Annotated in this window: 8 protein-coding genes; 2 read left to right on the top strand and 6 right to left on the bottom strand. The window is 33.3% G+C overall.

Annotated elements, in window-relative coordinates; all coding sequences use genetic code 11:
• Positions 1–44 precede the first annotated feature (44 nt).
• Together pflA and AC1B0Z_RS06525 are read left to right on the top strand one after the other, a co-directional pair.
• A complete protein-coding gene (pflA, locus tag AC1B0Z_RS06530) occupies positions 45–818 on the top strand; it encodes a pyruvate formate-lyase-activating protein (protein WP_483794819.1) in 774 nt (257 codons plus the stop codon).
• Positions 819–854: 36 nt separating this feature from the next.
• On the top strand, positions 855–2,126 hold the full coding sequence (locus tag AC1B0Z_RS06525) for an L-lactate MFS transporter (RefSeq protein WP_483794818.1): 1,272 nt from the start codon (positions 855–857) through the stop codon (positions 2,124–2,126).
• Between the two features lie 234 nt (positions 2,127–2,360).
• On the opposite strand, the gene AC1B0Z_RS06520 is transcribed toward AC1B0Z_RS06525, so the two are convergent.
• The 6 genes from AC1B0Z_RS06520 to AC1B0Z_RS06495 all read right to left on the bottom strand — a co-directional run bounded on the left by AC1B0Z_RS06520 (position 2,361) and on the right by AC1B0Z_RS06495 (position 13,600).
• Positions 2,361–4,706 (bottom strand): response regulator, encoded by a 2,346-nt coding sequence (locus tag AC1B0Z_RS06520; protein ID WP_483794817.1) that lies wholly within the window; start codon positions 4,704–4,706, stop codon positions 2,361–2,363.
• A gap of 532 nt (positions 4,707–5,238) precedes the next feature.
• Positions 5,239–8,961 carry a phosphoribosylformylglycinamidine synthase gene (gene purL / locus AC1B0Z_RS06515; protein WP_483794816.1) on the bottom strand — a complete coding sequence of 1,241 codons (3,723 nt, stop codon included), beginning with the start codon at positions 8,959–8,961 and terminating at the stop codon, positions 5,239–5,241.
• Between the two features lie 660 nt (positions 8,962–9,621).
• A complete protein-coding gene (locus AC1B0Z_RS06510; RefSeq protein WP_483794815.1) occupies positions 9,622–10,632 on the bottom strand; it encodes a type II toxin-antitoxin system antitoxin SocA domain-containing protein in 1,011 nt (336 codons plus the stop codon).
• Positions 10,633–10,644: 12 nt separating this feature from the next.
• Positions 10,645–10,998 carry a hypothetical protein gene (locus tag AC1B0Z_RS06505; protein ID WP_483794814.1) on the bottom strand — a complete coding sequence of 118 codons (354 nt, stop codon included), beginning with the start codon at positions 10,996–10,998 and terminating at the stop codon, positions 10,645–10,647.
• A gap of 243 nt (positions 10,999–11,241) precedes the next feature.
• Positions 11,242–12,234, bottom strand: coding sequence for a hypothetical protein (locus tag AC1B0Z_RS06500; protein WP_483794813.1), 993 nt, complete (start codon positions 12,232–12,234; stop codon positions 11,242–11,244).
• A gap of 139 nt (positions 12,235–12,373) precedes the next feature.
• Positions 12,374–13,600, bottom strand: coding sequence for a hypothetical protein (locus tag AC1B0Z_RS06495; protein WP_483794812.1), 1,227 nt, complete (start codon positions 13,598–13,600; stop codon positions 12,374–12,376).
• Between the last annotated feature and the right edge of the window lie 164 nt (positions 13,601–13,764).

The raw sequence follows: 13,764 nt of genomic DNA, 5'->3' as shown, positions 1-13,764 counted from the left end.
TGTAGGCATCTGAAAAATGAAGTGTAAAAACGCTTCTTTTTCAGATGTTAATTTTAAAACCTAAAACTATCCAATCAAAAGATAACATATTAAGAGTGCATTCTATTGAATCCTTCGGTACACATGATGGTCCTGGGGTGAGAATGATTGTTTTTTTACAAGGCTGTAAATTAAAATGTTTGTATTGCCATAATCCTGATACTATTGATACGCATGGCGGTAAAGAATACCAAATAGAGGAGCTTGTACAAATGGCTGTAAAAGAAAAGCCTTATTTTGGAAAACGTGGTGGTGTAACTGTTTCAGGAGGAGAGCCTTTGTTGCAATCCAAAGAATTACTTACACTTTTTAAGCGCTTAAAGGAAGAAGGTATTCATACCAATATAGATACTAACGGTAGAATTTTAAATCATTTTACAGAAGAATTATTAGATGGCTATACCGATTTGGTGATGTTGGACATCAAGCACATGACAGAAGAAGGGTATGAGTATATCACTGGACAAAAAAATAAGGAAACCACATTCAATTTAGCAAAGCATAGAGAAGCATCAGGTAAACCAATGTGGTTGCGCTATGTATTGATTCCTGAAATAACAAACAAGCCAGAGTTGTTGCACCAAATGGGTGAATATTTTAAAGATTACAATACCATAGAAAAAATAGAATTGCAGCCATATCATAAGCTGGGGGTACATAAATGGGCAGCTTTAGGATGGGAGTATCCATTAAAAGATGCCAGAGAAAATAAGCCCGAGGAAATTGATGCTGCTGTAGAAATTTTAAAGCAATATTTTAAAGAAGTAAGAGTAAATTAATGAGTTGCAGGTAAAAGCAATTCAAACACAAATATTATGAAAACACAAAAACTTAAAAACCGTTGGTTAATTGCTGCATCAGCAGTTGGGATACATATTTCAATTGGGTCAGTTTATGCGTATTCGGTTATGACTAATCCTGTTAAAGATATTTTTGATGTTGATGGCAGCGTCATAAAATGGGCATTTAAAATTGCTATTTTATTATTAGGTTTATCTGCAGCATTTTTAGGAAGATGGGTAGAAAAAGTTGGTCCTAAAGTAAGCGGAACAACCGCAGGTATTTTTTACGGTATAGGTATTTTAGGTTCAGGATTAGCGGTACAATTAGAAGCCTTATGGTTATTCTACTTATGCTACGGTGTTATTGGTGGTATTGGTTTAGGATTAGGTTACATAACTCCAGTAAGTACACTAGTAAAGTGGTTTCCAGACAGACGTGGTTTAGCTACAGGAATGGCGATTATGGGCTTTGGTTTTGCTGCGCTTATATTTGGCCCTGTAATGCAATCACTTTTTGATTCCGTTGGTGTTTCAAATGCATTTTACATTTTAGGATTAATTTATATGGTACTCATTTTATCTTCTGCAAGATATATTGAAAGACCACCAGAAGGCTACCTTCCAGATGGATTTAAACCAGGAGAAGGGAAGACCATAAAAAAAGATATGGCAAATATTACTGCCAACGAATCACTAAAAACGCCGCGTTTTTATTACATCTGGATTATGATGTTTATAAACATTGCTTGTGGTATTGCAATTATTTCGGCAGCAAGCCCTATGATGCAAGAAAAGTTAAATTACACCCCTATGGAAGCAGCAGGAATTGTTGGTTTAATAGGTGTCTTTAATGGATTGGGTAGAATCATGTGGTCTACCTTGTCGGATTACCTTGGGCGTGCAAATACCTATATTATTTTCTTCGGGTTTCAGATTTTAGCATTCTACTTCTTACCACAAATTGGTATGGAAATGCTATTCTTAATCGTGTTATTTACAGTAATAACCATGTATGGAGGAGGTTTTGCAACACTACCAGCATTTTTAGGAGATTTATTTGGTACAAAACAATTAGGAGCTATTCACGGCATGGTGTTAGCAGCTTGGGGATTAGCAGGTGTAGTGGGACCAACTATTTATGATATGGTTAAAAATGCAACAGGCTCTTTAGATACTACACTAAAAGTATTTGCAGGACTATTTGTAATAGCATTTTTAGTGTCGTTACTAATGAAACGCACAGTTGTTAAAGCCTATCAAAAAGAGGAAAATAAAGTTGAAAAAAAACTAAAGTTCGCTTCTTAAAAAAGAACTTTAATATTTGAGTTAGTCAAGAAAGCATTTCCATGAAAATAGAAGTGCTTTTTTTATCCTAGTGAAGTTTAAACCCCTACAATTACCTTGCATTTACTTTAGCTTTATAAAATTTTTTAATCGTCATATAATTCTATATTTATTGTTGGATCCAGCTTTTTAGATTCCTGCTTTAGCAGAAATAATAATCTAGCGATGATTTTTTTATTTTTAGTTTAATAAATATTAACCTAATTTTTTTAGTTCACTGCGTTTATCAATAATTAGGTTTTCGATTATTGTACGTTTAAAAACATCTATATCATAGGGCTTCAAAATAATATCATTCATGCCAGATTCAAAAATTTGGTATTTTTGTTCTTCAATTTCTACAGCGGTTAAGGCTATTATAGGCGTACTATTGTTAAATACTCTAATGTCTCTTGCTGCTTCAACACCGTCTTTTTCGGGCATATTGATATCCATTAGTATCAAATCATAATTATTTTTTCTTGCCATTTGCAAAGCCTCTTCTCCATTTTCGGCAATGTCACATGTAACATCTGATGATTTTAGGATTTTTTTGGTAACAATTTGATTGATACGATTATCTTCAACAATTAGTATTTTTTTACCAGCCAATTGAGACGTATCTTTTATTGAGTAAGATATGTGTTCTTCACTTTGAGACGCTGTTTTTAATTTTAAAGTAAATTTGAATACGCTCCCTTTTCCTATTGTACTTTCTACATGAATTGAACTTCCCGCCTGATCCAGTAATTTTTTAACTATTGGAAGTCCTAGACCCGTACCTTGATATGTTTTTGTTGAGGAGTCAATTTGAGTAAATTCATCAAAAATGCTATTAAGTTTATGTTGTTCTATTCCAGGGCCTTCATCTTTAATTGTAAAATTAATAGTAGCGGTTTCGTTATGTAAATATGCTAAATTAATGATGATATAAATATTACCGTTTTCAGTAAACTTACAGGCATTACTAATAAGGTTCATGAGTATTTGTGATAGCATTACAGAGTTGCCTTTTAAATTTTTAGGAACATCATCATGTATTAAAATATTAATATTGTTTTTATGCTGTAACCTAATGTATTCAAATGAAAATACTATGGTATTTATTAAATCTCTTAAATTGAAAATGGTTTCTTCTTTAGTAAAACTCTTATTATCAATTTTGTTCATTTGTAGTAAGTCATTGATAAGTGCTAGAAGATAATTTGCCGAAAATTTAAGCGATTTTAAGTCTTTTTCGTGTTCTTTTAACTCTGCTTTTTCATTTGACTCTGCGTTTTCTAATAATATGCTGCTTAATCCTATAACACCGTAAAGAGGAGTTCTTAATTCATGGCTTACCGTTGCAAAGAATTCTGATTTAGATTTTGCTAGTTTGTCGCTTTCTTCTTTAGCCCTTAAATATTGTTTATTCTTTAGCTTAAGATCTTTAACTAATATTTTTTTCTTTTTGTTAGCAATTTTATAAGTAAAGAGTATCACTATTAGCAATAAGATTATTAATAAAATTGCAACTATAAAAATATTTTTTTGTTGTGCTTTTTGTTCTAATAATTCTTTTTCAAGATTACTAGTTGTAATTTCATTTTTAAATTGCTCAGCCTTTAATTTTGATGTTACGGCGTCAATAGTATTTTTTGTTCTATTTTCATTTTGTGCGATAAGATAGTCTTCTATCTTTTTATTGACTTCATATAATTCCTTGTAATCTTCTTTCATTTCCAAGGCAACTCTGTAGCCAGTATAAGCCCAATGTGCAAGGTCTGCTAATTCTGTATCTTCGGCGTTTGCAATTGATTTTTTAAAATAGACGATAGCAGAATCTGGTTGTTTTAAAAGCAGATGATAGTCACCAACATTACTTAAATGGCTGGCATAAAAATCGTTAGGGTATCCCAACTGTTTTACATATTTTTCGGTGCTTTCTAATTCATTTGGGATGTCCTCCAATTGTTCTAACTCTAGCAATAACTTTGTTAAGTTATGGTGCATTTTGTATAACTTCGTTGTATCTTTTAATTTGTCAGCTATGGTTATGGCTTTTCTGTAACTTTTTATACATTGCTCTTCTGCACCAGGCATATAATAATAAACAGTAGCAATGTTGCCCATAGCCTTTAGTATCAAAGTACTATCATTAGCTTTTACCCCCTCCTCATACAGCTCGTAAAACATTTTTTTTGCTTTGAGGGTATCGTTAATTCTAAGAAATGTATGGCCTACAGTAGCCAATACGTCGCCAAGTAGCTTGGTGTCCCCATTTTTTCTAGCTAAATAGATGCCTTTTTCAGCATAAATTAAAGTTGGTGCGAAGTTAGAACTGTAAAGTCCTTCTAGCATCCATTTATTCATTGCCTTTACATGTTGTGATAGTTCGGCTTTAGTAGAGTCTTTCGAAATTTTAGGAAGTATTTCTGAGGTTGATTTTTTCTGTAAATCGGTAGAAGTACGTAATTTATCTAAAGATTGTTGAGTAGGAAAATCAAGTTTGTCATTTTGACTATTTATGCAGATGCTAATAAAACACGAAAAAATAAAAAGTATGTGGTTTAAATATCTCATATTCGATTTGATAAGTATGGGCTATCAAATATATGTATATTTTTGCACAATTTCTATTTTAGTCGATAAAAAGCGCTGTTAAACGAGATTTTTTGTTTAGTATTTATGTGATAATTTGAAACAAAATAAGATACAAGACAAATATTGAACTATATTTATTTGATTTTACGAATTAACTGCGGCTTATTCAATTCAATTTATAAGAATAGTACTTATTTTTTGGGAAACATTTATTCTGAGATTGCTGAAATTCTAATTTATGCCATTTGAACCCGCTTTAAATCTAGAAGAAGGTGATATTGCTTTTAAATCTGACAGCATGATTCCTTTGTAATATTGTTAAAGTTCCAAAAAATGAATCTTCTCGCTGATTTAACACCTAAATAAGCTTCTTCTTCTTCTTCTTCTTCTTCTTGCTCGGAAAAAATGGCTTTACAGAAACAACCTATGTGGATAGGCTAGAGATATGGCTGGAGAATTGTAATTGATTTAATAAAATAGCCCAATTTAAGTTGGTAAATGAATTTGTGTTTTACTTTTTTTCAATCCACTTTCGGGCATTCACAAAAGCCTCTAACCAAGGCGAAACGTCATCTTTTCTGCCATCTGGATAATTTGCCCAATTCCATTGGAAGATAGAACGTTCTATATGTGGCATGGTAACTAAATGACGTCCTGTTTTATCGATCATCATCGCCGTATTAAAATCAGAACCATTCGGATTATGAGGATATCCTTCATAACCATACTTAGCAACAATATGATATTGGTCTTCTGAATATGGTAAACTGAATTTACCTTCACCATGAGAAATCCAAACACCTAAAGTAGCACCTGCCAATGTTGAGAGCATAACAGAATTGTTCTCTTGAATTTTTACTGATGTAAACGAGCTTTCGTGCTTATGCGAGTCGTTATGGTGCATTTTTCCGTGTACTTCATGATCAGGATTGATGAGGTCTAATTCCATCCAAAGCTGGCAACCATTACAAATTCCAACAGACAATGTATCTTCTCTAGCAAAGAAATCTTTAATAACTTTATTCGCCTTTTTATTGTATTTAATAGCACCTGCCCAACCTTTGGCTGAACCTAAAACATCAGAGTTAGAGAAACCTCCAACAGCACCTAAAAACTGAATATCTTCTAAAGTTTCACGACCAGAAATCAAATCGGTCATGTGTACGTCCTTCACATCAAAACCTGCTAAATACATGGCATTTGCCATTTCACGCTCGGAGTTTGAGCCTTTTTCACGAAGAATAGCAGCTTTAGGACGTTTACCGTCATTGCGAGGAGTTTGCGACGTGGCAATCTTTTTATCAGGAGCAGATTGCTTCACTGCGTTCGCAATGACGTCGTTTAGTTTACCCGTAAAATGCTCAGGAAATATATACTGTAAAGGCTGATTTTTATAATTATCAAATCTATCCGTAGCTAAACCATTTGCGGTTTGTTTTTGGTCTAATAAGTACGAGGTTTTATACCAAACGTCTCTTAATCGCGAAACCGTCATGGTAAATACTTCAGCATTATTAATAACACTTAGCGTATCACTTTCAGTTACTTTTCCAATATTCACAAAATTGATATTTGCTGAACTTAAAGCGCTTTCAATGGAAGCATCTTTCGCCTGAATTACGATTCCAGCATTTTCAGCAAATAATATTTTAAACGAATCCTTTTCATTTAAAGCGGATAGATCTAATTCTGCCCCAATAGTGTTATCTGCAAAACACAATTCTAAAAGCGTGGTGATAAGTCCACCGGAAGCCACATCATGTCCCGCAACAATTTGTTCGTTTCTAATTAAATTTTGAATGGTATTAAAAACAGTCTTTACATATCCTGCATCTTTCACATTAGGCGCATCATTTCCAATTTTATTAAGCACCTGAGCAAACGAGCTTCCGCCTAATTTAAAATCATCCTGAGATACGTTGATATAGTAAATATCACCGCCATTAGCTTTAAAAACAGGCTCAACCACTTTAGAAATAGCGTTACAATTAGCAGCTGCCGAAATAATAACCGTTCCTGGAGAAATCACATCTTCATTAGGGTATTTCTGCTTCATGGAAAGTGAATCCTTTCCAGTTGGTACATTAATACCTAAATCTATAGCAAATTCCGAAATAGCTTCAACAGCTTCATACAAACGTGCATCTTCACCTTCATTTTTACAAGGCCACATCCAGTTTGCAGATAAGGAAACCGATTGTAAACCATCTTTTAAAGGCGCCCAAATAATGTTAGTCAACGCTTCAGTAATAGAATTTCTGCTTCCTGCAACAGGGTTTATTAATCCAGAAATAGGCGAGTGCCCTATCGAGGTTGCAATACCTTCCTTCCCTTTAAAGTCTAGTGCCATAACACCAACATTATTTAGAGGGATTTGCAGCGCCCCAACACATTGTTGTTTGGCCACTTTACCACCAACACAACGGTCTACTTTGTTAGTTAGCCAATCTTTACAAGCTACCGCTTCTAACTGTAAAACTTGGTCTAAATAGCTGTAAAAGTCGTCCGAATTATAAGCAACATCACTATAGTTACGTGCAACAGTCTTATCCGTCATCACCGTTTTTGGGGAGCTTCCAAACATATCTTCCATAGCTAAATCCATCGGTGTATTACCTTTGGTTTTAGATTGAAATGTAAAACGATCATCACCAGTTACATCACCAACGGTGTACATTGGCGAACGCTCACGGTCTGCAATGTTATGTAAAGTATCAATATGTTTTTCGCTAATCACCAATCCCATACGCTCTTGAGATTCGTTACCTATAATTTCTTTATCAGAAAGTGTTGGGTCTCCAACAGGTAAAGCATCTAAATCTATTTTTCCGCCAGTATCTTCAACCAATTCCGATAAGCAATTCAAATGTCCACCAGCACCATGGTCGTGAATAGAAACAATATAATTTTCGTCACTTTCCACCATACCACGTACGGCATTTGCAGCCCGTTTTTGCATTTCAGGGTTAGAGCGTTGTACTGCGTTTAACTCAATACCAGAAGCAAACTCTCCAGTATCAGCCGATGATACCGCAGCACCACCCATACCAATACGGTAGTTTTCACCACCAAGAATTACAATTTTATCACCAGTTTTAGGCGTGTCTTTTAAAGCTTGGTCTTGTTTGCCGTAGCCAATACCACCCGCTTGCATAATCACTTTGTCAAACCCTAATTTGCGCGCATCTTCCTCATGTTCAAACGTCAATACCGAACCACAAATTAAAGGTTGTCCAAATTTGTTACCAAAGTCCGAAGCGCCGTTAGAGGCTTTAATTAAAATATCCATTGGCGTTTGGTACAACCAATCGCGTTCTGCAACACCGTTTTCCCAAGGGCGGTTGTCTTCCAAACGCGAATACGACGTCATATACACCGCAGTTCCAGCTAAAGGAATAGAACCTTTTCCACCAGCAAGTCTATCTCTAATTTCTCCACCCGAACCCGTTGCAGCACCATTAAAAGGCTCTACCGTAGTTGGGAAGTTATGCGTTTCCGCTTTAAGCGAAATCACAGATTCAAAATCTTCAGTTGTATAAAAATCAGGGATATCCGCACGTTTAGGCGCAAACTGTTCCACTTTTGGGCCTTTAATAAACGCCACATTATCTTTGTAAGCCGAAACAATATCATTAGGATGTTGCTTCGACGTTTCTTTAATTAATTTGAATAAAGACGTTGGTTTTTCCTCACCATCAATCACAAATGTGCCATTAAAAATTTTATGGCGACAATGCTCAGAATTCACTTGAGAAAACCCAAACACCTCAGAGTCGGTCAATGGGCGACCAATTTTCTTCGCAACACCTTCCAAATACGCCACTTCTTCGTCACTCAACGATAAACCTTCCTGCGCGTTATACGCCGCAATATCTTCAATATCAAGAATAGGTTCTGGTGTAATGTCAATCGTAAAACTATTTTGGTTCAAGCCCTTAAATTTCTCCGAAATCATCGGGTCAAACTCCGCAAAATCTTCAGAAACCGCTTCAAACTCCTCAATACGTATAATGTCTGTAATCCCCATATTTTGGGTAATTTCCACCGCATTCGTACTCCAAGGCGTAATCATTGCTGCACGAGGACCAACAAAAAAAGCATCCAAAGATGCTTGTTCTATTTTAGGCTGGTTCCCAAAAAGCCATGTTAATTTCGAAATCGTTTCGGTTGATAATTCTTTTGTTGTTTGAACAGCAAATACCTTGCTATTTACGTTTCCAAAGAAATGAATCATTGTGCTTTAGTTGTGTGTGTTTAAGAAAACGCAAAAATACACTTTTTTAGCGATTCAATATCCCTTTTTTAAGCAAAGCGAAGCCGTTTATCAACAGTATTTTTAACATCCGTTTTTATTATTTGGGCGCTACCCTGTCGGGTCGGGCTTTCCGTTATATCTTTTGTTTTGTCATTCCTGCGCAGGCAGGAATCCACAAGGTTATCTATAGCTGTAATGAGAGTTCGTCCAATTCATTAGAAAAACAAAAGGATGCCACTGCAATCCCTAGCGCAACCATCTGCCAAAGTCATTGTTTTACCTATGGTTTTGGTATTCTTGCGTAGGTAGTAATCTGTTCTTTATGGATTTGTTTTAGCTTTAGCTGAAATGATTGGAGTAGGTATTTAAAAAAATTATTTGTTATATACGCATGTTGGATGTAATTGCCTGCGGCACGTGAAACCGCGTTCTGCGAACGCTCCCCTTCCACTAATCACATCCAACGTCCACTGTTTATTGCACCCCAACCAATTTTAGGCTATATTTGGTCGAGTCCACGAGAACTCCTCACGAAACTACACACAACAGCATGTATAGCGAATGGGGCGCAACAATGGCTCTTCGTGGGGCGCGCCCCACTACGCCATTCACAGTGGACGTTGGCAAACATATCCCAAATCAAACGTGAATTAACTCAAAAGAATAATTATAATCTATTAATCCTTTACTTTTCTCATTTTCAATCCACGCTTTTTCTTCGTGGCTTAATTCTCTTATTTCTTTAGCATTGTACTTCTCGAATTTTGAAACAATTTCATCCAAAATATCTATTTCAGCTTTATCAAATAATGAACTCTTAAATTTTTTTGATGGGATTTTAATAAACTCTTCACCAACTAAACCACTTGGATACTGAACCGAAATTAAATCTACAATATGCTGGTCTGAAAGGTAATCGAATAACGTTCTAAATTTCTTCGGAACTGGACCGTGTGTATGCGCAAAATAACGTGTTCCACTTATTGAAACACCTGTTAATTTATAATGTAAAAAATCTGAATAAAACAATAGTTTATTCATTTTGGTAGGAGTTACTCGTACCTTTTCGGTAAAATACACTACCATTTCAACTAGTTTATCAAAATTTGGTTTTTTATATCCTGAAAAATTATCCGGCAAAAAATTATAATCAAAAACATAGTCAATCAATTCTTGTTTCCTTTTATTTAGTTCTTCTTCCTTTCTAACTTTGGCAATATTTCTTAAAAACTTCTCTCTTTGAGATTCTGAAATTTCATTATTACTTTTTATCAACCCTTTTAATGTTCCTTCACTATTAATTACTGCTTTTAATAAAGCAGCATTAGCCAAACTAGGAACCTCTCCTTTTTCATAATTACTGTAACTATTAACACCTAAACCTAATACTTTGGTTATATCTGCATAACTAAAAGAGTATTTTTCTCTAAATTCTCTTATTTCTTCTGCAAATGGAACATTATGTTTATCTCTATACTGATTATAAACTTGGTTTAAATTAAATTCATCTAACTCTGTGGTTGTAAATGACTCACCACTATCTTCACAAAAATAACTCTTGTGATTATACTCAAATTCTTCTTTTCGAAAAACCAAAATACTCTTCTCAAATTGTAAGGTCATTTCCTTACCTGTGATTGGACTTTTCATAATTATTTGTTTTTAGTTTAATTTCTTAAGAGGAAATTCCATTGGATGTTCCGCCTTATGAAAAGAGATGCAAACTGCTCCTCCAGTCATTTTTGAAATAGTCAATTTAATATAGACTTGTTGACCTTTAATTATCTTTCCGAAAACCCACATTTCAGTTCCACCTTGTTGAGTTTCTTCTAAAGGACCTTCACTGTAATCCTCTACTTCTAAGTTCAAAATTATTTCTTCACGCATTTTAGCGGTAATACTTAAATCTGCAAGATTCTGAATACTATTTTTAGGACGATTGGAGAAGATTATGCCGAAAGACTTTATAATCGCCTTAAGCTCTTGCAAAAAAGATTTTATAGTTGACTTATCCACATTATTAGCGTGTTAAATACTTTACAAATATAAGCATAAACTTAAAATAAACAACTTTAAAGTGTAATTATTAACATTTTATAAACAATTAATCAACTTTAAAGTGAAAAATATGATTTACCAATAACGTATATAATTTATTGCTTGTTCTAGTCTACTTACGAAAATCATGGAGGATTTTCTATTCGGTTTTTATTTACTAAATTAGGTGCTAAACCAAGCAACAAACCATATACAAAACCGTTATGCAAAGTGCTTATTCCATTGGTCAACAGCGTTATTATAATCCTTAACATCAAATTGTATTAAATCTCCCATATATTCAACTATCTTTTTTTGCTGTTTGGAAGCATTTTCCATTGTTTCTGCAATTTTAGTATCAAAAATCTTATTTTCTTCAAGCTCTTGGTAAAAATCTAAAACCTGCTTAAATACACGATTTGTTTTTATCTCAATTCCTTTTTTTTTAAAAAATTCACTTTGATTTAAGTAGTTTACAATATTTAAATTGACTGTAAAAAGTCGAAGAAATGGATGTGGATGTTTATGTTCTTTAAAATAGATATTTGGAAGGTCGCTGTAAAAATTTGCTATATGATTTAGTAAACAAGAGCAAAGTACAATAATGGTGAATTCAACATTTTCTTGCGTAATATTATAACCGAAACTTTTTTTGATGTACTGCTGTATATGACTTGCAATAGCAATTGATGCAAGAGTATCAGCATTCGTTTCCATATGTTGCTTTACTTTGTCGTACGTCGATGCTATGACAAAGCGTTCTTGCATTGATATATTTTCTCTCTTCTTTTCAAATTGCACTAGATGAGCAAATTCGTGATAGTATGTAAATTGTGTTGCTATTTGAAATGCCAATCCAGTTATTGGATTATCAAAATGTTTAATTATCTCTGAATACTGTTTTTCCAGATACTTGTCAAATGATTCATTCTCTAGATAATTCTCTTGGCATTTTTTAATTAAGCCAACATTGATGTGGATTGAAAAAGCATCATTTTTATATTGAGCCATTGCATTAGAGTCAAAAAATCCTGTGTAAATAAAAATGGACGGTTCAATATTATATTTTTTCGAATTTTCGTTTAAATGTTGTCGGCAAAATTTATAAAAGTCATCACATAAATGTTCGAAAGGCGTATCTCGATAATCAAATATATGTCCGTTATCAATCGCATCCTTTTCTTTCGCTAATTTTATGTCTTTATCGTAGTTCATCTCATTTTGTATAACGGTCTCGACTATGAGTAGTCGCGTGGTTTAGTACTTAACTTTGCAAGTACACACCAAACTGAAAATCCGCGAGGATTTTCAGAAGTAGGTGAGAACAAGCAATTACTTATAGCCATTGTTAGCTCTAGTTTTTTAAAAGTTCAATTATTTGTTCATTCAGTTCTTTTCTTGTTCTCAAAAAACTAAACAATGGCCATTCATTATAGTCATCTATATCTATGTCTTTTAAAGACTTTGTTTGTTGAATTAAATTCAAGATAGTTTTATCACTTTTGTCAGATAGTGTTGCGTGAGCAAGTTTGAAAAGCGGTGTTGAAGTTCCAATTTTTATTTTGCTCAATTCTTTCTTTAGCTCTGTCTTTTTTTTCATCTTTTTTAAAGAAATACATTGATTGAATTTAGCTCTTAATAAACAATTTTCCTGTTCTTCACTTCTAGGTTCTATTTTATCAATATAGCTTGTCAGTTTATAGCAAAACTCACTATTATTAATTACTAATGAGTCAAAAGAATCCATCAACATTTCAAGCACTGCGTCATCAATGTTTTCTTTATCCCAATTACCCCAACAATTATAACTTAAAATTAATCCAGCTAATTTTATTTCGTTAAATACTTTTTCAAAGTATTCTTTACTAATTTTTACTTTGTCACCAATTTTTAAATCAAATGGATTTTTACTCCTAGAAATATATTTTTTATTGACGATAGAACCATTGTGAACAATGATATGTCTTCTCTCACGTAATTCAATTATTGAATCCCAATCTACAATATCATTTTCTAGTTCAATTTTTAGTTTTTTACTAAAATGTTCTAATAAAGAGTCAAAGGAAAGTTCAATTAACATTTTTTCAACTTCCTTTAATATTAATGAGTTTTCTAAATCCTCAATAGTATCATATTCATTTATTTCATTCAAAGAAACCTTTAATTCTTTTGATTTTATTGAATCTTTAAACTTGCTGTAGTAATAAGTCAGTAAATCAGCTAATAAATATTCGAAATAGTTATTTAGCATCAAAAAAGAGCTAGAAGATAAAATTTCAAAGTTTTTAAGAGATAGCTTAGGTTGTTTCCTCAACTTTTTAGCGAACTGTCTAAGCTTATCTTCAGGTAAATCAATTTTCTTTTCTTCTCCTTGAAGGCTTAAGTCAATTCCAACTTCTTTAAGCGAAGATTCAAAATAATCGTTGTTTTCTTTTATTTGTTCTTCGTCTTCATTCTCAGCGATATTACCAAATTTATCGAAGTATAGTTTTACTCCAAAAAGATTATCCTTAAATAATTTAAGAATCTTTTCGACCGTCTGTTTTTCTACCTTTTTTTTGGTTTTTTTCTTTTTTGCCATTTAGTTTTTCGAAATTAGAGCTAACTTGTTATATAATAACTTTTGTCACTGATATCCAGTAAATACATCAGGATATCGCAAGTTTTTAACTGCCGTTATCAAGTAAATATAACAAATATTTCCTACAAATAAAACCAAAAAACCCTGATAATTTATATCAGGGT

The sequence above is a fragment of the Hyunsoonleella sp. J2K-J805 genome (assembly GCF_057167125.1).
Note: the sequence above shows the minus strand (reverse complement) of the source record. Positions and strands in the feature narration are given on the sequence as shown.